Below are 25,625 nucleotides of genomic sequence, written 5' to 3' on the forward strand. Positions count from 1 at the left end.
TTTTTTTTTTTTTTGCGGGCTCCCGGGTTTTTGGCACAAAGGCGTAGGGTCGGGGCCCCCCCCGCTCCAAACCTTTTTTTTTTCTCGCCTTTTGGTCTGCCGCAGGCCCCCCCCCCCCACGACAAAAGGGGGAACTTGGAGAGCACCTTATCGGCACGGTTGAAACCGTGCCCTTCCGTTCGTACCACTAGCGAAAACGCTATAGTCCAACCAGGGAGAACCCATTTGCCGAACACGATCGCCGCACTTGCGCTTGGCATTTCTTCAACACGGCTCAGTGCCTTCGATCTAACGCTGGTGGCGATCTACCTCATAGGCATCACGCTCTTCGGCCTGCGCTTCCGCGGCAAGTCCGGCGGCGCGAAAGCGGACCGTTCGCTCAAAAACTACTTCCTCGCCAATAACACGATTCCCTGGTGGGCCATCGCGCTCTCCATCGTGTCGGCCGAGACGTCCACACTCACCATCATCTCCATCCCCGGCGTCGCCTTCGCCGGGGACTTCGGCTTCCTGCAGGTCGTCATCGGCTACATGCTGGGCCGCATCGTCGTGGCGGCGCTGTTCCTGCCGCGTTACTTCGCGGGCGAGATGCTCACCGCCTATCAACTCATCGACCAGCGCTTCGGCCCCGTGCTGCACAAGGTAACGGCGGCCCTCTTCCTGCTGACACGCGCCGCCGCCGAAGGCGTGCGCGTCTTCGCGGTCTCCATCGTCGTCGGCATCGCCATAGGCACCCGCGACATCCTGAGCATCGCCATCATCTCCGCCCTGACGCTGCTCTATACCTTTGAAGGCGGCATGGCAGCGGTCATCTGGACCGACGTCGTGCAGATGGCGATCTACGTCGGCGGCACGCTCGTCGCTCTGCTCACGCTGGGCTCTCACGTCAACGGAGGCTGGGCTCATATCCATGCCGTAGCCTCAGCCGCGGGCAAGTTCCACATGCTCGACTTCAGCATGAACCTTACGAAGAACTACACCTTCTGGGCCGGCGTGCTCGGCGGAACATTCCTGACGATGGCCTCGCACGGCACCGACCAGTTGATGGTGCAGCGCATGCTGGCCGCACGCAACCTGCGCGAATCTCGCCTGGCCATCCTCAGCTCCGGCGTCGTGATCTTTGCGCAGTTCGCGTTCTTCCTGCTAATCGGCGTGGGGCTCTATGTGTTCTACGGCCAGCATCCCGCGACCTTCGCCAGCTCCGACCGCATCTTCCCGACCTTCATCGTTCGCGAGATGCCGATAGGCATCGCCGGTCTGCTCGTCGCGGCGATCCTCGCGGCGGCGATGTCGAATCTCTCCGCCGCGCTCAACTCCTTATCGTCAACCACCGTCGTCGACTTCTACATGCACCTGCGCCCGCAGGCCGACGATCGCGAACGAGCGATCATTTCGAAGTCTTCGACGGTGCTGTGGGCGCTGGTGCTCTTCGCCATTGCGGTCTACTCGGTCGGTGTCGGAGGCAAGGGGCATGTGGTCGAGATCGGCCTCTCCATCGCATCGGTCGCCTACGGCTGCCTGCTGGGAGTCTTCCTGCTCGGCACCCTCACCCGCTTCGCCACCGAGATCGGAGCGATCATCGGCATGGTCTGCGGCTTCGCCCTGAATCTCTGGCTCTGGCAAGGAGTGTTTCCCGTGCATCTTGGTTCTATCACTGTCCCGCATGTTGCCTTCACCTGGTACGTCCTCATCGGTGCCCTCGCGACCTTTGCCATCGGCTCCCTCTCCAGTCTCATCTTCCGCAAGCAATCGCAGCAGAGCCGCATGGCTCTAGCCAACGCACTACCGCTCCTGTTCTTGCCTTTGCTTTTCTTGTTGTCATTCCGAGGCGTAGCCGAGGAACCTGCTGTCCGCCAGGGACCAGCACCCATGCAGACCACCACCGCCGACTTCACCCCCATCTCCACGCTCCTCAACGACGCCATCGCCGCGCATAAACTCCCCGGTGCTGTCGTCGTGGTGGGCCACGGCGGCCACATCGTCTTCAAGCAGGCCTACGGCGTTCGCAAGCTCGCCGGAGAACCCGGCCTCGACGGCAACCCCTCCCCCGCCGAACCCATGACCGAAGACACGATCTTCGACATGGCCTCGCTCACCAAGTGCCTCTCCACCGCCACCGCCGTAATGCAGCTCTACGAGCAGGGCAAGCTGCAGTTCGACGACCCCATCCAGAAGTACCTGCCCGCGTTCAATGCCACGAATGACGCCCAGCGCGCGCAGGTGACGATCCGCATGCTGCTCACCCACACCTCCGGCGAAGCTCCCGACGTCAACCAGAAGGACGCCTGGGGACTGGCAGCACCGGACAAAGCCGAAGGCTTCCACCGTGCGCTTACAACGCCGCTACAGTCCGCGCCGGGCGCAGTATTCCGCTATTCGGATATCAACTTCATCCTGCTCGGCGACCTCGTTGAAACGCTCAGCGGCGAATCGCTCGATGTCTACGCGCAGGAGCACATCTACAAGCCGCTGGGGATGACGGAGACCCGCTATCTTCCTCTCGCAAAGGCCTGCGGCCCGCATCAAGTCATCGGCTCCGCCATTGCATGGCAGCGCACACCGCCGGGGCATATGCTGTTCGCCTGCCCCCAGGGAGACTGGAGCACCTCGCTCCTGTCGCGCATCGCTCCTACCGCGCACGATGATGAAGGCAAATCCGATCCTGCCACCAACCCCGACTTCGATCGTCTGCTGCGCGGCTCGGTACACGATCCCAGCACCCGCCGCATGGGAGGCGTCGCAGGCCACGCCGGCGTCTTCTCCACCGCCGCCGACGTCTCGCTCTTCGCCCAGGGCTTACTGGATCGTCTCGCGGGCCGCCCCAGCAACTTCCCGCTGAAGCAATCGACGCTCGAGCTAATGACCACCCCCGAGCAGCCTGGGCACAACTCCCAGCAGCTCACCAAAGCCAATGCAGCTGAGCGTGCAGCTATCGCCGCAGGAATGAAGCCATCGGCTCCACTGCTGGCGCCGATGTATCCCGCCATCAAAGAGCAGGACCTGCGCGGCTACGGCTGGGACATCGATACAGCCTTCTCCAAGCCACGCGGCAGTGTCTTTCCCATCGGCAGCTTCGGACACACCGGCTTTACCGGCACCACGCTCTGGATGGACCCCGGCTCCAACACCTATGTCATTCTGCTGGCAAACGCGATCCATCCGCGCGGCAATCCGCCAATCTCGAATCTGCGCGGTGAGTTCGCCTCTGCTGCCGCCAAGGCTCTTCATCTCTACGAGTCAGGAACCACTGCCGGCATCCCATCCTCCCACACGCTCACCGGCATCGATGTCCTCGAGCAAACCCACAACGCCGCGCTGCGCGAACTCGCGAGCAGACATCACGGGCAAGCCCGTCTTGGGCTCCTCACCAACCAGACAGGCCTCGACAGTCAGGGCCGGAGAACGGTAGACATCCTCCACAGCCCTGACCTCAGCGAAGACAAGATCCACCTCGTCACGCTCTTCTCTCCCGAGCACGGCATCTTCGGCAAACAGGACACCACCTCCATCGCCGCGGAAGTCGACCCTGCCACGGGCCTGCACGTCACCAGCCTCTACGGCGCGAAAGATGTAGACCGCCGTCCTTCGCACGAGCAGTTGAAAGATCTCGACGCCGTGGTGATCGACCTGCAGGATGCTGGAGTTCGTTTCTACACCTACGAAGCCGTCACCGGATACTTCCTCGAAGCTGCCGCACGCGAGAAGAACGAGTTCCACCACGACCTCGAGATCCTCGTGCTCGACCGTCCGAACCTCATCGGCGGCGAGCAAGTGCAGGGACCCATCTCTGACGCGGGTCTTGAGTCCTACACCGATTACATGCCGCTCCCCGTGCGCAACGGGCTCACGCTGGGCGAGCTCGCGCAGTACATCAACGGTGAAGCGACCTCGACGCTCACGCATACCGACGCGCTCTTCGCCCCCACAGAGCCTGCACAAAATACAAGCAGCCCACGCGCCACCCATACGCCGTCCCGACCGTTCAAGGCTGCGGCCTCCGGCAAAGGGCTCGGCGCACACCTTACCGTGATTCCAATGCAGCATTGGACACGAGCTGCATACTTCGACGAAACAGGCCTGCCCTGGGTCAATCCCAGTCCCAACCTGCGCAGCGTGACCGCCGCGACACTCTATCCGGGGATCGGACTTCTGGAGACGACCAACGTCTCCGTAGGACGCGGCACCGCAACGCCCTTCGAACTCTTCGGCGCGGGTGTGCCTGCCAGAGACTCGAAGACCGGCGCACAGAAGCCTGCCTGGTTTAAAGCCGCCGACGTTGCGGCAGCTCTCAATGCGCGGAATATTCCCGGCGTGACATTCACCGCAACAACAGCCGCGATCGCCGAAGACACCAACCACTACCCCTTCCACGCCCAGACAATCGAAGCGGTGCGCGTGACTCTCACCGACCGCAAAGCACTCGACTCCCCCGCAATGGGCATCGAGATTCTCAGCGTGCTGCATCGCTTATACCCTGAGCAGTTTCAAGTGGAGAAAGCCATGCGTCTCGTCGTGAATCGCGCCACCATGGACGCCCTCGAACGTGGCGATGATCCACGCACGATAGTCGCATCATGGCAGCCTTCTCTCCACGACTTCATGGACCGGCGTGCGGCTTATTTGCTCTATCAATAAATGGAGCTTTCAGCCCTTTGCTTTTGTTGTTGCTTGTTTTTCGTCGTCATCCTGAGCCGTAGGCGAAGGACCCCCGCATTTTGTGGCGGCACGTATGCAAAGCGCACCACAAGCGCTGAGGCGTTTCGCTTTGCGCCCGTGGCCGCACAGACGAGAAGCGCACTACAAACATTAACGGGTTTCGCCTGGCGTTCGTGGTGGCATCAATGCGGGGGTCCTTCGCCTACGGCTCAGGATGACGACGAAAAACAAGCAACGACGAAAAACAAACAACAACCTCAGGCTCGACTAGCCAGCAAGCTAAAAACCTTCTGGCCCTCTCCCTCAACTCGCTGTAGGATGGGTCAGCCTTAAACTACATCCACTGCAGGCAGTCAGGCTGAATAAGAACTCCACATCAAAGGAGACCCCCATGCACGTGATCATCCTCGCACTCCTGATCGGCATCATCGCCGGACTCCGCGCCTTTACCGCTCCTACCGCCGTAAGCTGGGCTGCACGCTGCGGTCTGCTTCCCCTCGCAGGCACGCATCTGGCCTTCCTCGGTAACCTCATCACGGTCTGCATCCTCACGCTCCTTGCCTTGTTTGAGCTGGTCAATGACAAGCTGCCCAAGACTCCCAGCCGCAAAGCTCCTCCCTCGTTCATCGTGCGTATCGTCTTCGGAGCCTTCTCCGGTGCGGCCATCGGTCTGGGCGTTGGTTCCGTCTGGACCGGCATGGTCTGCGGCGCCATCGGAGCGGTCATCGGAACCCTGGGTGGTGCCGCCGTTCGCGGCGCACTCGCCGCGGCCTTCGGCAAGGATCTCCCAGCGGCTCTGCTGGAAGACGCCGTCGCCATCGTTGGCAGCTATCTCATCGTGACGCACATCTAACGAAACGGAAGAAAGCAAAACTACCAACCGCAGGAAGCAGGAAACGATGCAGACGTTCGACGCCATCATCATTGGGGCCGGTCAGGCCGGCCCCTCGCTCGCCAGCCGCCTTACAGAAGCAGGCATGACCGTCGCCTTCGTGGAGCGCAAACTCTTCGGCGGAACCTGCGTCAACACAGGCTGCACCCCGACGAAGGCCATGGTCGCCAGCGCCTACGCAGCCCACACCGCCCGCCGCGCGGCAGAGTATGGTGTCAAGCTCAACGGCCCCGTCGAAATCGATATGAAGGCCGTCATCGCGCGCCGCGAAGCGATCGTCGCGAAGTCACGAAACGGCGTCGAGAACTCCCTGCGCAAGAATCCGCGCTGCACCGTCTTCACCGGCACCGCCAGCTTTGAATCTCGGCACACAGTCAAGGTCGGAGACGATCGTCTCGAAGCCAAACAGATCTTCCTCAACGTCGGCGGACGTGCCACAATCCCCAACTTCCCCGGCATCCACGAAGTTCCCTTCCTCACCAACACCAGCCTGCTCGCGCTGGAGACTCTGCCCAAACATCTCATCATCGTGGGCGGCAGTTACATCAGCATCGAGTTCGGCCAGATGTATCGCCGCTTCGGCAGCGAAGTGACGATCATCGAGAAAGCCTCACGGCTCGTACAGCACGAGGATGAAGACGTCTCCGCGGCCGTGCTCGACATCCTGCAGGGCGAAGGCATCCATGTTCGACTGGACGCCGAGTGCATCAGCCTTGCCCCGCACGACGAGGGAGTCAGCGTAGGCGTGCAATGCAACAGCGGCGAACCTGCGTCCGTCGGATCGCATGTGCTGCTCGCCGTAGGACGCACGCCCAACACACAGGACCTCGGCCTGGAGCGCGCCGGCGTAGCCACCGACGAACGCGGCTACGTCCTCGTCGACGATCAGCTTCACACCAACGTCGAAGGCATCTATGCCATGGGTGACTGCAACGGCAAGGGAGCTTTCACCCACACGGCCTACAACGACTTCGAGATCGTCGCCGCCAACCTGCTCGACAACGATCCCCGTCGCGTCAGCGATCGCATCCCCTGCTACGCGATGTACATGGACCCGCCGCTGGCGCGTATCGGCATGAACGAGACGGAGGTCCGCAAGAGCGGCAAGCGCGCTCTCATCGGCACACGGCCGATGACCCGCGTTAACCGCGCCGTCGAGAAGGGCGAGAGCCTCGGCTTCATGAAGGTGCTGGTCGACGCCGAGAGCAAGAAGATCCTCGGCGCGTCGCTACTGGGTGTCGGTTGCGACGAAGCCATCCACTGCCTGCTGGACACCATGTACGCGGACGCCCCCTATTCGACCGTCCAACGCGCGGTACATATTCATCCCACGGTGTCGGAGCTGATTCCCACCTTGCTGGGGAGCTTGAAGCCGTTGGATTGAGGCGGTAATGCGGGTACCTACACAGCATTTTGCTTACCCATCACAGATGCGTCATCCTGAGCGGAGCGTCCCTGCATTTGGGGACGCGGAGTCGAAGGACCCCGAAGGTTTCCATCTTGTCCATGCCTTTCGGACCTTTTCTACCTCAAGCGCTCGAGCCTGAACTTTCGTACTGGAAAAGGTCCCAAGATCATGGGCAAGATGAAGTCCCTCGGGGTCCTTCGACTACGCAACTCGCAAAAAGCGCGAGGTGCTCCGCTCAGGATGACGTCTCTGTGGTGAGGTAAAAGTACCTCGATCTTGATTTCAAGCTAAATCGTCTGGGCTGATGCTATGCGCTCGTGCTCAACCAACAACTCTAATACGGATCCTTCGCCACCGGAGCATAGCTCTCGCCAAATTTATTCTCATGGTGTCCCATAATGTCGCCGCTGGTCTGCAGGCGAAGCGTTCCCAGTTCGTTATCGTGATCCGTAATTTCAACAGTACGGCTCAACCCATTCAAAAGATCGCGACTGACATTTTCCGCCCAGACGTTCAGCCGATAGCTGCCTGGCGGAACATCATGCAGCACCACAGCCCCATCGGGCGTCGATACCCCATAGAAGGGAGTGCTGAGAGAAACCACCACAGCGCCCATCTCAGGGTGGATGTTGCAGAAGATGTAGGAGACGCCTTCCTTGTCGAACTGCACGACGCGGCGCGTGTGGGCTTCGTAGAGGCCTAGGTCGAATCGCTTGCCGTCGAACAGTGAAAACACGTTATGGAAGAACGGGTCGAGATTGGGAAAGTTGATACTGCTTCCCGTAGGAACCACCAGGATGTGCGGCGTAAACTGCTTGTTCTTCTGCGCCAGCGTGTACACCTGCTTATGCGGCTCGGGAAGATGCTGCAGCTTCTGCAGCGGCGTGAGCCATACGACCACATCGCCCGATGCAGCATGCATCGGGCTCTCATGCCGATGCTGATGCGTCACTTCGACGAGGGCCGTGACCTCCACAACCTCCTGCGCCATCCCGATCGAGACTGCCGCCATCGCGCACAGCACGGCAGCGCTCAACCAACGAACATGGATTTTCGTCGCACAAAAGCTCAAAATTGATACCCCACGCTGAGGGTGAAGATATTGGCAATATTCGCAGGTCCCATATAACGCCAGGTCTGGAGACGCCGGTATTCAGGCGAGAAGATCAGGGAGCTCTTAGGCCGAAAGACAAGATTGCCGATAACGGAACTGTTGCGCGCACCCACCTGGGCATTGGTTGGGTTCATGAGAATCAGATTGTCGAAGTTGCTGGTGAAGGTATCGTCAAGACCATAAGCCGCATTGGCCTCGAGCGTCGGGAGAAAGTGGATCTTCAACTGGCTCCAGCCGCCGGCAGTCTCCACTCCCTCGCTTTTGGGAAGACCGGTGACAGGGTCCGTGCCGGAGAGCATGTCTTTATAGCCACCCCCGCCAAGACCGCCCAGCGCTCGCCCCCGATAGACCTCACCAGTCAAGTCGAACCACTTGTACAGGGGGATCTGCCAGTCCCCTGTAACCGCCCAGGCGTGGACATGGATATCCCCGTCGTAGAACTGGCTGGCCGTATAGGTTCCCACTCCAACCGCAAAGGGTCTGTCGCTTGCACCCAGGTTCGAGCGATAGGACACGCGCCCTTCGACACCAGGACGGCGCGAGGCCTCAACTGGACTATCTAGTTGAGTCGCCGTATACCCGATCGATTGCGGAGAGATCAGCCCCGCTTCCAAAGCAAAGCCACGCTGCCCCGAGATCGGGACCCGCTGCTCGACACGAAGCTGGGGAGACCACTCCCAAAGATTGCCCGAACCCGACAGTGCAGGCTGGGCGACTGTCGCATAGGATGTCGGCGAAAGGGGCGAAATCAGCGGCTCAGTATATCCGACCTGAACGGTAGTCTTGTTCCAGTCGAGGCCCATCTGCGCATAGCGCAGGCGCACCACGCCGCTGGTCGAGTTGTAGCCATAGGTATTGGAAGAGGAACCGCCAAAGAAGTCGACACTGAGTGCGGCATAGCTGCGTGCGCCGTTAATCGTGGGTCCCGTTGCCTCTACCCCAATCAGCGACTGCCGCACCGTACCGCCCAGGCTTCCATGTGAGTCCCCCGCAATGCGAGGCATGGCAAGCGTCGGCAGCTCAACGTTGTCCACAACGCCGGCATTCGAAAAGGCATTGAAGAGTGCCAGTCCCGTGACGCGCAAACGATATTTGGAAGCCGTCTCGACCTTGATCTGATCGTGCTGCTTGACCTCGGCCTGCAGCATCCCTACCTGCTCCCGGAGAGCATCGATATCTTCACTGGTCGATCCGCTGCTGCTGACAGCGGGCTGCGGCTGCCCGGTGGCAACGACCGATTCCGGAGTCTTTTCTATACCTCCCGGAATATTTCCAGGAACACTTCCCGCAACGGTGCCTTCTGGAGCCGTGCCATGCAGCTTCGCCTGCTCCGCGCGTAAAGCATCCAGTTGAGCACGGAGCCGCTGAATCTCAAGCAGGGATTGCTGCAGGGTTTGCTGCGTCTGCGTAAGAGCATCGGTCACCTCGTTGAGGCGCTTCTCCATATCGGCCAGATGCTGGGCGTTATCTGCCGCCGGCATACTGCTGGAAGTGGCTGGAGGCGTTGTCGTCTGGGCAAAAAGCCGGCAGCCGCTAAAAGCAGGCAAGAGTAAGCTGGCGAAGAACAGACCTGTCAAAACATAGGGAGCGCGATGTCGCGAACGGGAGAAGCAACAGGTCGCAGCTTGGCCCCCTGTCGTTCGGGTCTCCGATGTTCGGTTCATAGACGCTCCCGTTCAAGTTCGTGTCCAGTCTTTGCTTCCGCACCTTCCTGCTCCGCGGTGCGCTCACCCAGATACGATTCCGACTGATTCTGCCCCAGGGCCTGGAGCGCTTTCTTGAACAGGAGAATGCTGAAGATCGTCCGCCCCGGCTCTGATTTTTCCAGCCGGACCTCTCCACCATGTTCCTGAGCGACATGCTGCGCCACCGTGAGCCCTAGACCGGTACCATTCACTTTACCGGAGCTTACGAAAGGCTGGAAGAGCGTACCGCGAATGGCTGCAGGAACTCCCTTCCCAGTGTCGCAGATTGCAATGCGTATCTTCTCCGCATCCTCAGAGAGCGTGATGGTGACGGTCGGAGGCACCGTTCCAGTCTTCGTGGCCTGACAGGCGTTCAGAACAAGATTGTAGAGAGCACGGCCCAGCTTGACACTATCCACCCACGCATCAACAGATTCGAGCTCCGCAATCATCACCTGAACCGTCCGGCACTCCGGATTCTGACGCACGGAGTGGACCGTGCGCTCCACCAGATGAGCGATCGACTCGTACTGCACATGGAGCACCTGGCCGGTTCGACCGAAGAGCAGCAGCGATTCGACAAGGTCGGTCATCCCCTGCACCGCCTCTTTCACTTCAAGGAGCAGTTCAAGACGCTCTTCGTTCCCGGTGCCGTCCAGGCTCATGAACTCGGCGTTCGCATAGATCGCGGAGAGATGATGGCGCAGATCGTGCGAGACCGAACTGGCCATTCTGCCGATCGTGGCAAGGCGATCGGACTCCAGCAGCTCTCGCTGCGTGCGCTTTAACTCCCCGCGCATACGATCGAAGGCCAGCCCCAACTCGCGCACCTCGACGGCACCCTCTGTACTGAGGCCATAGTTGAAGTCGCCCTGTCCCAGCGCGCGAGCCCCGGCCACAAGCGTCTCCAGCGGACGAGTCACCGTGCGCGAGATGGCCATCGCCAGCAGCACCCCAATCGGCAGCGCAGAGAGGCCCAGCACCAGAATCCATTGGTTGACGCGGCGAAGATACATGCTGGCGCGGTCGTAGGACTTGAGCACCACGAGCTGGGCATGGGTGCTCCCGGCTACCGTGAGCGCCGACGCCGAGGCCACATAGGCCTCGCGTTGCAGTTGGATCTTTTGCGGAGCCGCACTCGTAGCATCGAGCATCTGGCTGCGCAGTTGCAGATCGGATAGCCTGTCAGCAGGCAGTGTCGTCGCCAGGACATTGCCGTCGACGATAAAGGCAACATCGGCTGAGGCGACCTCGCTCACCTGGCGGGCTACCGCATGATCGATGGCATAGCCAATGATGACGTAGCCCAGCTGGGAACCATTTGCCGGCGGCCCAAAGTACACCGGCTGGATGGAAAGCTCATAGAGGCTCTGCCCGAAGGCGACCATGCAGGTATCTTCGGCGTCCACCATGCAGGACTGCACCCCGCTCTCGACGAGCGTGTCGTCAAGCGCGGCACCACGATTCAAATGGGTAAAGAGCTTGCCGGCTGGCGAGGCAAGCGCAAAGAAATCGCTGCCGCTGGTGGTCCAGAACTCGCCGCTGCCGTCCTGGATGGTGCGCGCATCCTGGGTCGACATCGTCGACTTGAGATAAGGCAGGTCGGCAAGCAGGGCCGCTTCGCGCATCAGCATCTCATTGCGCTGGCTGGCAGTATTGCGAAAGGTACTGAGCGAGTGGTTGAGATCCGAATCCAGGCCCCTGCGGATCTCCTGCTCCACACTGACCCGGATGATCAGCAGGCACGTCGCCGTAAGCCCGAGGGAGACCGCCAGGAGCGAGACCATCAAGGTCGTACGCATGCGCCACTGTTTCATTACTTCACGATCTCTTCGAGCATCTCCAGAACCACCTTACGCCTGCGGCACAAACTTATAGCCGAACCCGTGCACGGTCCGAAAGTGAACCGGATTCGCCGGGTCTGCTTCAAGCTTCTGGCGCAACTTCAATATCTGGTTGTCCACAGTGCGCGTCGTAAGGTGGAAGTTCAAACCCCAGACACCGCTCAACAGCTCATCGCGGGCGATAGCACGTCCGGGATTGTCGAGGAAGAAGCGCAGCAGCTTGAACTCGTGCGCGGTGAGCGGCACCAGGGAACCAGCCTTGTAGACCTCCATCTTGAGAAAGTCGACCGTGACATTCCCAAAGTTGAGCGGCGGTTCCTGGACTGTCCTGCGTGTGCGCCGCATCGCGGCCTGTACACGGGCGAGCAGCTCTCGCGGACTGAAAGGCTTGGTTACATAGTCATCGGCGCCGGTCTCCAGTAGAAGCACCTTATCGGCGACTTCACTGATCGCGCTCAGGATGATGACTGGAGTGTCCGGGGACCAGGCCTTGATCTCCTTGCAGACCTCGCGGCCGGAGAGGCCCGGTAGCATCAGGTCGAGCACGACGGTCGCGGGCCGCATATTCTTGCACGCGGTAAGACCGGCGGGCCCTTCGCCCTCGATGTGGACTTCGTAACCTTCTGCGGTGAACTGTCTTTTCAGGGCTCGTTGGATACGCGGATCATCTTCAATGACAAGAATCAGACTCATACACTTCCTCAGTTATATCCCCGTGAAAACAAAAGGAGTGTGACAACTTCTTCTCCTGATGCTCACCATCATAGGGCTTTCTTCCAAAAGATTTCACTCAAGACTAGAGATGTGGCATTGAAGCTAACAAACAGAAATAACAGCATCTATCGATCAAGTCCGTCTACATAGTGCTGCCAGCGGGTGGACTCCCACAGATAGCGCAGTCCCTCCACAAGATGAAAACGCAACCGAAGCAGGGTGAAATACGTCTGCCGGGCTCTGCGAACGAGACGCGCCCGCAGAGTTTCGTTCGCCGAGCCCAGCGCAATCGCCGGCGGCAACCGGTTGGGCAGCAGCGCCTGGCGCAACGACCGCTTGGACCTCAGACCCGCGCGCTCCAGCTCCTGTTGCAACAGCAGATAAAGTTTGCCGCCGGGATGGCTGGCAACGGCGGAGCGGCGGCCATATCTTTCGACCCATAACCGTATCCGGACAGGCAGCCGGTCGACCGTCCAGCAGGTAAGCCCCTCCGGTGCAAAATCGCCCATCGTATGCGAGGTCAGCAGCGTAATGACGCCCAGTCCGACAGAGGCCCGCAGATTGCCTTCGGCGAGCTTCCGTAGCTCCTGCCAGAAGGCCGCGTCGTGATACCGCGCCAGAACGTGCCGCCGAAACTCAATCAGGTGGGCAGAGCGCCAGAACTCTTCGCAAACATGCTTGTACAGATGCAGCCCCTGTCCCAGGAAGAGGTCGACCGGATGGAGGACCGGCATACAGACATCGTGAAAGCAGAGCTTCTCCGTGCGGGCCAGGAGAGAATCCGGCCCCAGGTCATCCGCCTCCAGATGCAGCTCCACGGAGCGATGCGGCGTGGACTTGTAAAGACTCTCCAGCGAAGCCTTGCCGGGCTCACTCGTTTTGAACTCCCAGCTCCTGCCGCTGATGGCTTTCAGACGAAACCCTCTGGCTTCAAGAATCCGCCGCGCCTCAGGGGCGCACCGTGCAGAGATCAGGAAGTCCAGATCCAGCTGCGAGCGCAGCTCCGGCTTGGGCACGGAGACCGGCCACAAGGAAAATCCCTTCAACGCCGCATAGGAAAGACCGGCGTTCTGGAAACTGAGATGGATCGCGTTCGATTCAGCGATCATGCCACCGGTGCGCTCCGTATTGTCCAGCAGATTCTGCTGCAACCGCGCCAACACCTCCAGCGGAAGCATCTCGCACCGCCCCAATTCCGTGAGGCGATCGAGAAAGTACAGGGCCGTTCCGCTGGTATCGAGCCACGTCAGCAGAGACCTCCACTCTCGGCCGGAAAGACTCTGCAGCCGCTCGCACTCCGCAGGCATGGGGTCGCAGAAGGTCAGCAGAACGGCTTCGCGCAGTTGCTGTGCCCGGCTAAGGGGATAATCCTCAGGATTTGTGTGCAAGCGCTGCATAGACTCAATCCGATCCTATGCAGCCTTCGGCTCGGGGTTGTCATAACGCTGTAAGGCAATTGTCACCACTTTGTCGCGGGGCGTCAGGAGCGACCAAAGGCAACCTACACCTTCGGATGAAGGCTCTCGATCTTCTCGATCGCCCACGCTACCAGCGCCGCATTCGCCGCATCCGTCTTCTGCATCGTCCGCAGCGTCTCCAGCGACTCCGTATCCCCCTGCCAGGCCACGATCCGAATCGCCCGCTCACGGACCACCGGCTTCTCGCTGCCAAGGGCCTTCCGCACATCCGGCAGCACGGCTTGTCCGGCCTGCACCAACATCCACTCCGTGCGGTCCGCCATCTGGCTATCGCTCGACCCCAAAGCATCTATGGCCGGTTGTGCGTCCGCACCGATCCTGTCCCACAGCTTGAACCCGGCCACCATGCCGTCAAACTGCGTGAAACCCTCGGCTGGCTGGAAGGCCAGCGCCTCCAGAGCCTGGAGGCCTCCCGGCACCTTCAGCAGAGAGATCGCCTGCACCATCTTCATCTGGCTGCGAAAATGGCTCGTAATATCCTCGGTCTCCGCCGGTGTCAGCTGCGGGTGGCCGCGCCGTTCATAGTCCTCTCCCAGCTTCAGAGAGGCCTTCATCTCCACCTGCATCTGCGCCGGAATGGCCTTGAGCGCCACCTCGGGCTGATGTTGTGCCAGCGCCAGGGCCGCTGCTCCACGCACGGCCGGAGTCTCATTCGACAACAGCGGCAGCAGCGTCGCGGCGCTTACATCGCCGGGAGCACGTGCCAGAGCCATCAACGTCTCCTGCAGCACACGCGGGTCTTTGTCCTGCAACAGCGGGACCAATGCGCTCGCGGGAGCGTGGAGTATTCCCAGGGCCCACACCGCATTCGCCCGGACATCCGAATGCTCCGACCGCAGCGCTTCGGCAAACACCGGCACCGTCGCCTGTGGCCGTGCCGTCACCAGCGCCAGTGCCGCCGCCCGCGAAACAGGGTCGTCGGCGTCCAGCAGCCAGTGCGCAAACTTCTCCTGGAGAGGAAAGCCGCGATACTTCGATAGCGCCAGAATGGCCTTCGCTCGCGACAGGCTCTCGCCGGAGTTCGCCTGAACCTCCAGCTCACTGATCTTCCGCTCCACCGGACGCCCCACCGCATCCGCGCCCAGCCGTGGGTAGTCCACGTTGATGCCATCCACGCCAGCGGCCACGGCAGCTTTCATAGCCGCCAGATCCAGCTGGTGATCGTTGGCAGAAAAATTCGCTACAACGGCCTCGCCCTCGCGATGAGCCGCCTTTACCTGCTCCGCCGTCACTCCGGGCTGCACCCACGTCGTTCCTGAGCCTGCATCCGTCGCCGCCGGATAGAGCTGCTTTACATCCGACCACTCGCCGTTAAACTGCACACGCTCCAGCATGCCTTCGCGCTGCAGCAGCTCCAGGACATCCGCGCCCATGCCCTTCGTCTTCATATCCACGATCAGACGAATATCCATCTTGCGCGCCAGGCTCAGTGCATCCTCAAACCTGGCGATTCGCAATCCGGTGAACCGGTCACCCATCCATCCGCCGAGATCGCGCAGTTGCAGATCGCCGGAGTAGGTCTGTTCGGTTTCGCCGATGCCATCCGTCAGCCGTTCCAGAATGCCGTCATGGTTCAATACCAGCTCTCCATCCAGCGTGCGCCGCACATCGAGCTCCACCACGTTGCAGCCCAGCAGTGCCGCCTGTTCCAGCGACTCCAGCGTGTTCTCCGGCACATCCTGGTTCGCCGTGCGATGGCACAGAAGCTGCACCCCCGGCTGCAAGGCATTGGCCCTTACGGCAGCCGCGCACATCATCACAAGAAGCACAGCACAGACGCGTTTCATCCCCCTACCTCGATCCCTTCAAGCGAACCAGCTTCAGGCTGCGATTGCGTCGGCACGCGGCGATCCATAGGCCCGATCAGTAACCAGAACAGCATCGCCACCGCAAAGGCCAGTGCCGCAACCCCCATCAACACATGCGGATATCCAAATCGGACGAACAGAATTCCCGCGCCTGCAGTTGTTCCCGACGCAACCACAGCATTGCAGAACAATGCCCCCGAAGCCGCCGTGCTGCGTTCTTCGTCCGGCACCTTGCTCATTAGCAGGTTGTACAGGCCTGGAGAGCTCATCCATTGCAACGCGGAAAAGCCGAGATAGAACCCCACCGCCGCCTGGCTATTGTGTGTTGCTGCCAAACATAACAGCGTCACGGCTGTAGCAATCTGGGTCACAACGATCCCGGGAACCATCCCCAAACGTCGAAACAACACAGGCGTCAGCAACCCGGTAAAAAACTGCACAACCTGGGCCACGGAAAAGATAAGCCCAATGCGCGACATCGGAACATGCAGGTTCTTCGACAGGTACACATTGGCAAACGGCGTGAACGCCACCAGCACCACCGTCCATAAAGCCATCGCCGGCAGATACCGCAGCAGGAAGGGGTGCGGCACCCAGCGCTTGCGTTGACGCCCCAGAGGTTCCTCCTCCTGCAGAATCGCGGGCATCTCCAGACGCAGCACCGCGACCAGCCCCATCGCGACGATGGCACAGGAAGACAGCAGGATGATCCGTTTCACCTCGACAGGCTGCAACACGAACCCGGCCATCTTCAGCCACTGCTGCAGGTAGCCGCACACAATACCGCCCAGGGCGGCCGTACCGATGCTCACCGAAAAGATCAGGCTGAAAGCCGAGGCGCGATTGTCCTCTGTCGTAAGCCGTGCCACTGCCGGCAAAAAGCACACGCCCCACAGGCACATCGCCAACCCGCTCAGAAAGCCCAGAACCAGCTGTGCGCTCTCCCACACGATCACCACACGCAAAGCGCAAAGCACCGAGGAGGCGATAAAACAAACGATCATCAGCGGACGAATCCCGATCTTCCGCGCCAGCACGCCCGCAGGCAGAGTCCCCACCACCGAACCCAGCGTCACGGCGCCGCCGATCAATCCCATGGCCCGCTCGTTGAAGTGGAAGTCCAGCAGGTAGAGATTGAAGAGAAAGACGTAGACCGAAAATCCAAAATCAAGAAAGAACGCGGCCGTAAAAAAGATCCAGAAGCCCCGGCTTAGTTTCTTCTCCCGCAGCCACGCGGCGGGGCTCTTCCAGAAAGGCGTTCCCTTCCCGGCTCCAGCCTGGCTCAGCAACAGTTCCACTATCGTCCCTCCCGGACCAGCCGTTGCAAACGCTCGATGCCCCAGTCCAGATCGGTATAACGAAGCTCAAAGATCTCGGCTTCGAGCAAACGTTCGATCGTCTCACGGTGCTTCTTGCGCATCTCCGGCAGCTCATAAAACATCTGCTGCATGGCGTACCGGGCTACGTCCTTGCGATAGGGTCTGAGCTCCGGGGAACCTCCCGTGTGCCTGTTCACGAACACGATGTAATCCACCTGTGCCGTCTGCGCGCAGGAGATATGCGGCATCTGCGCTGTAGGAAGCTCGATCGAAGGTTTCCCGGCAGCCCGCGGCGTAATCTCCAACCCCTTCAGCTCTGGAAATAGCTCCGCTGTTGCCGGACGGAAGCGCACCCGATGGCAATCGCCTGTCACCATGCGGTCTTCGCGATCGTTGACCAGGTAGCTCCCGTCATCCGCAATATACGTCCATCCCGCCCGGGCGCACGCATAGGAGAGCGTCGACTTGCCCGCGCCCGAGTCGCCGCACAGCAGCACGCCCTTTCCATGCAGTGCGACGCACCCCGCATGTACCGGTGTCGTGAATCGTGCTGCAACGTGGGTCACGGGCGCTCCCAGAAAAAAGTAGCCCGCGTACATTCTGCTTTGGAGTGCCGCACGAGAGATCGTAATCTGCGACTTGGTTCGCTGGAAGTCGCTGATGCAGTAGTTGTCTCCGTCCGCAACCCCCAGGAGCAGCGGCTGCATGAACCGGTATGTCGGGGCAGGAGGGCACTCGGTGGAACTACCCTCCACTACATGAACGTCCGCAAGAATCGGCTCTGTGTCGTGCTGTTTCTCGAACTTCCCCCAGAGGTCTTCCATGATCTCCAGCACCTCGGCGGAGTTGGTGCTCACCTCGGCAGGAAAGCCAAACGGATAAAACATCTTCTTCAGCGAAAGCTCGGGAGCCTCGATGTCATGCCTGGGAAATTCCGGGGTCTGCGACGCCTCGCACGCGGCTTCGATCTCTTGAATCGTCATCATCCTTTGCTCCGTAGTCGATACGACTGAACAGTATTCCTACAAGACTCAGGGCATAGTGCATAGGGTTTAGGGCTCAGAAAGCTTTGTGTTCTGAACCCTGGCCCCTGAGCCCTATGCCCTGGTCCCTTCAATGGCCAATACCCGAACCGCTGCCCGAAAGACCTCCTCCACCTCAATCCTCGTTATGCACGAATCGGATGGCCGCACACACGCCCTCTGTGTGCAGGGATGACAAGGGTAGTCTCCAATGTGATGAAAGGTTTCGCTCTTCTCGCTCAAGGGACGCCAGACATTCGACTCACCCGGCCCGAACAATGCCAGCACCGGCACATTCATAAGAGCAGCCGCGTGCATGGGCCCGGAGTCCAATCCGATGAAGAGACTGGCCGTTGCCATCGTGTCCAGTAGTCCTTGAAAGTTCGTCACCACGATTTCAATGGGCTGGGCAAGCCGTTCAGAAAGTTGATGGCATAACTCCCTCTCTCCCGGCCCTGCAATCAGCACTGTTCGCACGCCAGGCAGTTGTTGCAGCTCACCGATCAGAGCGGCCCATCGCGCCTCATCCCACCGCCGATAGACCCAGCCGGCTCCGGGATGAAGCACGATCGTTGACTCTCCCTTCTCCGGCGGCTGTACCCTGTGTCTCAAAAGAGCAGGCAAATGCAGCTCAGGCATAAAGCCCAGGAGTGGCTTGAGGGCATTCAGATTTCTGAGGTAGCGATGCTGAACCGTGGGATCATCCAGAGGTTCACTGAGCAACAACCCTCTCAGATGAATATTGGAACCTACATAGGTGGTGTAGCCGATCCTCTGTGTGCAACCCGCCAGCAGCATCAGCGCCTGGCTGCGAATGTCGCCACGAGTATCGATGGCAATGTCGGGACGATAAGCGCGCATCTCGCGGCAACTGCGCAGCACCGTCAGCCATTGAGAGAGAGTTCCGCGTTTGCTGCTTCGGCTGGACCACGGAAAAGGGCCGTGCACAATTCTGTGAATACGCAGGTCGTCCTGGTAGAGGTGGGCGTTCCTGCTATGGCACCAGACGAAAATCTTCGCGCCTGGAAAGCGCTCCCGCAGAGGAGCGATCATTACCGCCAGCGATAGAACATCGCCCATCTGAAAAGGCTCTACGAGGACCACCGTAGGCGACGTAATAGCGTGCGAGTCTTTCGGAGCTGTGCGAAGCAATACGGGCTTGAAGAGCGCGAGGATACGTTCCAGCACCCGTGAAGCGATAACTTTCCGCTGAGAATATTGCAGCAAAGGTGACTCTCCCAAACTGCTTGTAGAGCGAATTTCATTAAGAGCACAGACTTAGCCGCACCTTAACAAAACCCTGCTACAGAAACAGCCATCCGACAGAATTCATGGCCCGGCCACACAACTCAACGTGCCGGCGGAGACTTGACCCAGGCAGGCTGCGGGACCTCATGCGGCCTCGGATTGGTCTGCGGTGGATAGGATCTCAGGCCCAGCAGTTGCAGCGTGATCGAAAACAGGAATGAAGGATTGTTGCGCAGATAACGCCTCCAAAGATGCTTGGGGTCCTGGAGCAGCCGGTGGAACCACTGCAGTCCGTAGCGCTTGATCCACTCCGCGCAGTCGGCGATTCGGCCCGTATGGAAATCAAAGGCCGCGCCGACTCCAAACATCAGCGTGGTGTTGAGCAGGGGAAGATACCGCTCCATAAAGAGCTCCTGCTTGGGAGTGCTGATGCCGACCCAGATCATATCCGGCTTCAAACGATCTACCTGCTCGATAAGCTCTTTCTCCTGTTCCTCAGAGAGAGGCCCGAAGGGAGGCGTATACGTCCCAACGATCTTTACATGCGGAAAACGGGCGACAAGCTGATCGCGCAGCTCTCCGGCAATGCCTTCTTTTCCTCCGCAGAAAAAGTGGGTGTACTCGCGGAACTCCTTGCGCTGAATGATCTCCAGCATCAGATCGGGTCCGGTAACGCGCTCCATCTGCAGATAACCCTGGTAGTGCCCGACCCACACGGTAGGCATGCCGTCGGGAACCGTTAGCGCAGAGTTCGACAGCACCCTTGCCATCTCAGGATTGCGCTGCGCCTCCATCACCCCATGCACCCCCGTGAGGCAGACATACCCCTTGCGCCGCGCTTCCAGCTCCTCTGCCACCCGTGCGAGAGCCTGCTGCATATTAACCGCATCGACGCCGATGCCCAATACATTTGCTTTTCTTCTGTGTGGCTGGGCACTCAAGAGCGACCTCTTTCCAGGGATGGGACCAGGTGGTTATGGTTCTCGACCACGGACGTGCCGTGAAGGAGATGGGTATAGAGCTGGAGGTAGGCTTCAACGATCCGGGAACTCGAAAAACGTTCCGCCGAGCCGACACGAAATTGCACATCTTTGAGAGCGTTGCGAACCGCAGCGATAAAAGCAGCTTCCGGATAAGGCTGCAGAGAGGCGTAATGGCAATACGCACCCCCCACTTCGCGAAAGGCAGGGATGTCGGAGCAGACGACCCGGCAGTGATGCAGCATCGCCTCTACGACCGGAAGCCCGAAGCCCTCAATGCTCGAAAGCGCGAGCAGAAGTTCGCAGTGCGCATAGCACCACTCCATCTCCGCATCTTCGATTCCGTGCAATAAAACAACGTGACGCCCAAGATCGTTGTCATAAATAAAACGCCGGATGAAAGCCGTCTCCGGTCCTTCAATCCCGATAATGACCAGGCGGGTATTGGGTCTTATGTCGCCATGTTGCAGCAGTTGCTGAAATACCTGCATGCCGAGAACGATGTTCTTGCTGCGGCGATGCTGGGCAACGCAGAGGAAAAATGGCTCGTCGTTCCACCCGGGAATAGGGCTCTGGCTCGCCATGGCGGGACCGGGGTCGACGCAGTTATAGATCGTCGCCGCCTTCAGCCTTGCGACGTCCGGCATATGCATATCGAGCCGCCGGAGCGTGCTCTCCGAGACGCAGGCAACAGCATCCACCTCATGCAGACACTTCTTCAGCAGGATGCGATTGAACATCATCTTCAGAAATCCGAAGTTGTCCGGAAAGTCGTAAGGGTAGAGATCGTGCAACGTTACGGCGACCTTGCAACCGAAGGCCGACCGCTTCAATACCATGGGGCAGGACAGGTGAACGATGTCCACTGCAAACTGATTCGCCAGGCCAGGAAGTTCGTTGTAGTACCAGCGGTTGAGGTTGAATGCCTTGCGGCGAACCTCGACCTGATGGATCTTCAGCCTTCTATCGGCAAGCGGCAGCATGGAGCGGAACGCGTCATACTGCCACGAACCGACTACAAGATGAATCTCCGAGATCTCAGAGCGCGTGAGCTGGCAACGAACCATATTCACGGCATGCCGCGATACTCCTGAGATGTGCTCGGACGCGATGACAGCAGCGATCAGAACTTTCATAGGTCCTCACAGACTGGGTGGAGGCCCGTTGCAGGAAGAGAGGTCTTCGAAGCTCTGAACAGAATGCGAACAAGCGGGAAGTACATCAGCAGGGTGATCAGGCCATAGACCAGTCGTGCGATCGCAACGCCACGAATACCCGTACGCGGCAGCAGCCAGGCCATCAAGGCCAGCATGGCAGCGCCGCCCACCAGGTTGAGCCAGGTAACGGAGCGCACATGGCCTAGCGCCAGCAACGAGTAGTAGCCGGTAACTCCGAGCCCCAGCAGCGCAAAGCTCCACACGATAGGAGCCAGCACCACGGAGGCGCTCTGGGCAATCGCCGGACCTACCCAGGCGTTGAGCAACGGACGTCCGAAGAAAAGAACGGCAGCCGTACTGACAACGATGAAGGCCAGGTTTGCAGCAAAGGCGATCAGAACATTTTTTCTCAACGCACCCGGCTGTGAGATAGCCTGACGCGCAGCCAGATACGGAAATAGAAAATGCAATCCAGCGGCGGCGATACCGTAGATAGGCTGTGCCAGTTGCACGCAGAGCGCATAGGAAGTAACGGTGGCTGCGCCCAGAGAAACCCCGAGGATCAACCGGTCTGCCTGATTGAAGAGCACGGTTGATACAGCCATCAACCAGCTAAAGATTCCGAATTCAAATAAAGCTGACGTAGCTTGCTTATCGAAGGCGGGCCACAACGACGAAGCTCCGAGCCGCCGCTTCAGCTGGACAAGCTGCGCCAGCGTTCCCAGCGTCATGAGCACAAAGGTGAAGACCATGATGCTGATCACGCCATAGCCATAGCGTGTGATGACAACCGCAGCCGCAATCGTAACCACTCGCACCAGGATGCTGATGCGCACGGCCTCGCCATAACGCTCAAAAGCTCGCTGCGTGCTGACGCAAACGCTCTCAATAGCACGCACGAGCATGAGCACACTCGCGATGCGGAGAGACCAGAGACACGCCTGGTACAGGCTTCCGCTCAACGCTGCCACATGATGCGAGATCATCGGCACGAAGGCCAGTGAGATCAGGGCGAAGACACAGCCCAGCAGAAGGTTGATGCCGAGCATGCTGCGTACCGCGTGCAGGGTCGCTTCCTTGTTGCCGAGACTGTTCATGCTGGCGACATACTGAATATTGGCGTCGCCAAAGCCCGCCGCAATAATGGCTCCTGTACTTACCGCCGCCGTGCAGACGACCCACACTCCATACTGCGCCACACCGAGATGGTGCAGCAATGCCGGTGCCGCCGCCAGCATGGCGACGGGATATGCTGCATAGTCCAGCACACCATAAGCGGCATTGGAGAGATGAGCCCTCACCTACGAGTTCCTCCGCTCTGGGATGAAACCCTGCGTGCGAGCGCGGATGCTGGCGGCAATCTGCTGAGCAAGCACCTTGCGCGGATCGTCGGCAGCTACCTGCTCCCAGGAGTTCTGAAGAATAAGAATGGTCGCCGCGATCCCGACAAAAAATATCGTCAGCAGAAGCATCATCGGCACGCGAGGAGGAAACGACTTCTTCTCCGCCAGCAGCGGCTGTTCGAACACGCTGACGACCGGCGTGTCTTTCGCCTCTTCAATCCTCGCCAGTTCATACTGCTGCGAGAGCAGCTCAAACACGGTCTCCTGAATACGGACATCGCGATAGAGATTGGCATAGGGAACGGCAAGGCGCGGAATCTGCCGCAGCGAAGGGTACATGCTCGAGCTGTTCGGGTCGCTCTTCGCGTCCCGCGCAGGAACTTCCACGCTGCTGCCGCTCATCTTCTGCAGTTCGCCCTGCAGATCGGCAATACGCGCTCGTGCGGCACGTACGCGCACATTGTCATCTCCATAGATCTGCTTCAGGGAGGCCAGCTCAGACTGGCCGACGATCATCTCTGCCTGCAGCTTGGAGCCTGCATCGACCATGGCACGGGTCTGCTCTTTGATATCAAGCGTGGTGTTGACACTGGAAAAATCGCTCAGCGCCTTCTCTGCCGTCAGCAGCGAATCCTGCACCGTAACCAACCGCTTCTCGATGAACTCCCGCTCCTGGTGCGCAGACGAGACGCTCGTATGCGTAAGCAGGTTGTTCAACTCTTCGATATACGCGGCTGCAATTGCGCGGGCGCGCTCTGCGTTGGTGTCGGTGAAGGTAAGAGTGACAACGCCGCTCTTCTTGTCCTCTTCCACCTTCGTGTGACGCACCAGGTACTTCACCGTATCGATGCGATAGCGCTTGTGATACACGTGCTGCAAGTCAAAACGATCGATAATATGATCGTTGATCGCGCGGCTATGCAGCAGGTCGATGTAGAGTGCGCTCGAGGACTTCGCGCCCAGCAGACTGCCGGCGAGACTACCCAGACCACCCAGTCCCCCGAGCGAACGGCCCGCCAGCGCAGCCAGCATCGCCGCACCCGAGCTGCCCTGCTCGGGAGGCATAAGCCGTGCCGTGGACTGATATTGCTTTGGGATAGTGAAGGCGATAATTCCGCTCAAAACGAGCGAGATTACGCCCACGCGAAAGAGCGTGCGGCGGCGAGTCCACAGGAACGTGGCATTGGTAACCCAATTGGCCGTAGGCTTAGTCGCCACAGGGGTCGAGATGTGATCCGTGCTGGACACTAGAAGCTCCTCGGCGCAGGCCGGTATGAGAGTTGTATGGTTGCCGCCAGGTTATGCGTGGGTGTATTGGAAAGAAGAGGAAACCACCAACGTTCCTCCTGCGCGGTAGCACGCAGTTGCCAGTCCCTCTTGAGCGCAATATCGGCGGAGAGACTGAGATCGAGGAGGTTTCCTCCGTGGAGAAATTGAGCGCTCTGGGTGGCATGGCGAACGCTGGCCTGGAGCGACGAACGCGATGAAAGCCACCACGTGCTCCAGAGCTGGAATCCATCGGACTCGCGCCCGATCCAGCTCCCCATCAGCTCGCGGTTATTCGTATAGCCGCTGAGATAGTGAACGTTGAAGTAATAGAAGCCCGGAAAATAAATCCGGCGCGGCGTGAGAAAGCCCTCAACCCGAACGTCCAGGTGCGAGAGATGCGGCACATGCGAAAGATAGAGTCCGGGCGACCAAGCGCTCTTCGACGGGTAGACGAGAGGAAACGGCTCATCGTCGCTAAAGGCATCGATATAACCCGTCAGCCAGTTGCGCAATCCGGGAAGGCGGTACTGTGCGTCGATTGCGACGCGCCTGTCTCCCGGATCGGTCTGGCCGTTGGCCGTGCTGACGGAGAAGAGGCTGTTCAAAAAACTGTGCGTCGTGAAGGGCGCGCCCTTCCCTGCAAAGATCGTGGTTCGTGAGACGCTGAACTCAAAGTCCGGCGTGGGCTTGAACGAGGCCTTCTCTCCATGAATGAAGGGCTGGTCGCTGAAGGACACACCGGATTGCCCGACAGACACTCCGTCGACATCGATAAATTGCTGGCCCGTAAGCCGTCCCACAAATGCCTGTAAGCGAATCGGACCGAGGAGCCGTCCAGGACCTGGAATCTCAAAGGGACGCACACGGTCGTAGCGCAGCATCGTTAGCGGTGCCGCATTGTTACTCATCAACAGCGGGCCGCCGTTGCCTGGTCCCCACCAGAGACTCTGCTTGCCGAACGTAAATTGGTTATCGTGCAACGTGTAGGAGACGTACGCCTCGATCACCCTGCCGCCCGTAAAGCCGGTGTGCTGCCCAAGCGCGGCCGTAGGAGTAAAGTCGGCCGCAGCAATCGCTGCATCCGCCGTCGCCGGGGCCTGCGGCGCCAGCGCACTCTGTTGCGCCTCAGCCCGAATGTACGCGGCGAAAGGGCCGTAGGTCGCACGAGCCGTAAGACCGGTGTACGAGTTTTCGCCTTTGCCGTAAGCGCGTCCATAGTCGTTCACGATGGTCTGCGCAGTGTGAAAGCCGTCCGTCAACGGTGTGCCGTGAATAGTCGTGCTGCGAAAGTCGATGGACTCGATGCGCGCTTCCCTGTTGCGCTCGCCATCCTGCCGCCGAAGCTCGGGTGCGAACTCGAGAGACAGGTCCTTCATCAGTCCGAGGATCTGCGGATCGATCTGCTCTTCAAATCCTGCATCGGAGCGCTGTTCCTGGGCCTCGACGATCAGCCGTGCAAAGTCCATGCGCGTCCAGGGACGCAGTCCCACAAACGCGGTCTGAATATATCCCGCGGCCGCCAGCCGATCGACAGCCGAGTAAACCCAGCTCTCGATCGGCATATAGGTGGACGCCATGCCCGACGCCTCCATCTCTCCACCTGAAGGCGCAGCGGGCTGGACGCGGGTTTGCGCCTGGCCTTGCAGCAACGGGATGAGAGCGAGTAGAAGCATCGTAAGCCTGCGCAT

The 25,625-nt window shown here is 59.8% G+C and carries 17 protein-coding genes; 3 read left to right on the top strand and 14 right to left on the bottom strand.

The window, feature by feature from the left end:
* Positions 1-225: 225 nt before the first annotated feature.
* The 3 genes from HDF15_RS22735 to HDF15_RS22745 all read left to right on the top strand — a co-directional run bounded on the left by HDF15_RS22735 (position 226) and on the right by HDF15_RS22745 (position 6,932).
* Complete coding sequence (locus HDF15_RS22735) at positions 226-4,635, top strand: sodium:solute symporter family transporter (protein ID WP_184259835.1); 4,410 nt, start codon at positions 226-228, stop codon at positions 4,633-4,635.
* A 412-nt stretch (positions 4,636-5,047) separates the two neighbouring features.
* Positions 5,048-5,509, top strand: a complete 462-nt coding sequence (locus tag HDF15_RS22740) for a DUF4126 family protein (protein WP_184259838.1) — start codon at positions 5,048-5,050, stop codon at positions 5,507-5,509.
* Positions 5,510-5,555: 46 nt separating this feature from the next.
* Positions 5,556-6,932 carry an FAD-containing oxidoreductase gene (locus HDF15_RS22745; RefSeq protein WP_184259841.1) on the top strand — a complete coding sequence of 459 codons (1,377 nt, stop codon included), beginning with the start codon at positions 5,556-5,558 and terminating at the stop codon, positions 6,930-6,932.
* A gap of 358 nt (positions 6,933-7,290) precedes the next feature.
* Here HDF15_RS22745 and HDF15_RS22750 read toward each other — a convergent pair whose 3' ends face one another.
* The 14 genes from HDF15_RS22750 to HDF15_RS22815 form a co-directional block, all read right to left on the bottom strand.
* The gene (locus HDF15_RS22750; RefSeq protein WP_014264952.1) at positions 7,291-7,968 is read right to left on the bottom strand and encodes a hypothetical protein; all 678 of its coding nucleotides are present in this window, start codon (positions 7,966-7,968) and stop codon (positions 7,291-7,293) included.
* A 56-nt stretch (positions 7,969-8,024) separates the two neighbouring features.
* Entirely contained in the window at positions 8,025-9,551 is a 1,527-nt protein-coding gene (locus tag HDF15_RS22755) for a hypothetical protein (RefSeq protein ID WP_221314582.1), read from the bottom strand.
* A gap of 179 nt (positions 9,552-9,730) precedes the next feature.
* Entirely contained in the window at positions 9,731-11,572 is a 1,842-nt protein-coding gene (locus tag HDF15_RS22760; protein ID WP_260331290.1) for an ATP-binding protein, read from the bottom strand.
* A gap of 36 nt (positions 11,573-11,608) precedes the next feature.
* Entirely contained in the window at positions 11,609-12,292 is a 684-nt protein-coding gene (locus HDF15_RS22765; protein WP_014264949.1) for a response regulator transcription factor, read from the bottom strand.
* Positions 12,293-12,438: 146 nt separating this feature from the next.
* On the bottom strand, positions 12,439-13,710 hold the full coding sequence (locus tag HDF15_RS22770) for a nucleotidyltransferase family protein (RefSeq protein ID WP_184259847.1): 1,272 nt from the start codon (positions 13,708-13,710) through the stop codon (positions 12,439-12,441).
* 104 nt (positions 13,711-13,814) lie between these two features.
* Positions 13,815-15,578: a glycerophosphodiester phosphodiesterase family protein gene (locus HDF15_RS22775; protein ID WP_184259850.1), complete on the bottom strand. Its 1,764-nt coding sequence runs from the start codon at positions 15,576-15,578 to the stop codon at positions 13,815-13,817.
* Complete coding sequence (locus tag HDF15_RS22780; protein ID WP_184259853.1) at positions 15,575-16,897, bottom strand: MFS transporter; 1,323 nt, start codon at positions 16,895-16,897, stop codon at positions 15,575-15,577. Before HDF15_RS22780 ends, HDF15_RS22775 begins: the two co-directional genes overlap by 4 nt.
* Positions 16,897-17,904, bottom strand: coding sequence for an aldolase (locus HDF15_RS22785; RefSeq protein WP_184259857.1), 1,008 nt, complete (start codon positions 17,902-17,904; stop codon positions 16,897-16,899). Before HDF15_RS22785 ends, HDF15_RS22780 begins: the two co-directional genes overlap by 1 nt.
* Before the next feature lie 111 nt (positions 17,905-18,015).
* The gene (locus HDF15_RS22790) at positions 18,016-19,167 is read right to left on the bottom strand and encodes a glycosyltransferase family 9 protein (protein ID WP_184259860.1); all 1,152 of its coding nucleotides are present in this window, start codon (positions 19,165-19,167) and stop codon (positions 18,016-18,018) included.
* A gap of 122 nt (positions 19,168-19,289) precedes the next feature.
* Positions 19,290-20,129: a WecB/TagA/CpsF family glycosyltransferase gene (locus tag HDF15_RS22795; protein ID WP_184259863.1), complete on the bottom strand. Its 840-nt coding sequence runs from the start codon at positions 20,127-20,129 to the stop codon at positions 19,290-19,292.
* Entirely contained in the window at positions 20,126-21,304 is a 1,179-nt protein-coding gene (locus HDF15_RS22800) for a glycosyltransferase family 1 protein (protein ID WP_184259866.1), read from the bottom strand. The genes HDF15_RS22795 and HDF15_RS22800 overlap by 4 nt, the downstream gene beginning before the upstream one ends.
* Positions 21,301-22,626, bottom strand: a complete 1,326-nt coding sequence (locus HDF15_RS22805) for an oligosaccharide flippase family protein (RefSeq protein ID WP_184259869.1) — start codon at positions 22,624-22,626, stop codon at positions 21,301-21,303. The genes HDF15_RS22800 and HDF15_RS22805 overlap by 4 nt, the downstream gene beginning before the upstream one ends.
* Positions 22,627-23,916: a Wzz/FepE/Etk N-terminal domain-containing protein gene (locus tag HDF15_RS22810; RefSeq protein WP_184259872.1), complete on the bottom strand. Its 1,290-nt coding sequence runs from the start codon at positions 23,914-23,916 to the stop codon at positions 22,627-22,629. It abuts the gene before it with no gap.
* A complete protein-coding gene (locus HDF15_RS22815; RefSeq protein ID WP_184259875.1) occupies positions 23,916-25,610 on the bottom strand; it encodes a capsule assembly Wzi family protein in 1,695 nt (564 codons plus the stop codon). The genes HDF15_RS22810 and HDF15_RS22815 overlap by 1 nt, the downstream gene beginning before the upstream one ends.
* Positions 25,611-25,625 lie beyond the last annotated feature (15 nt).

It is taken from the genome of Granulicella mallensis (genome assembly GCF_014203225.1).
In the GTDB taxonomy this organism is placed as follows: Bacteria; Acidobacteriota; Terriglobia; order Terriglobales; family Acidobacteriaceae; genus Granulicella; species Granulicella mallensis_A.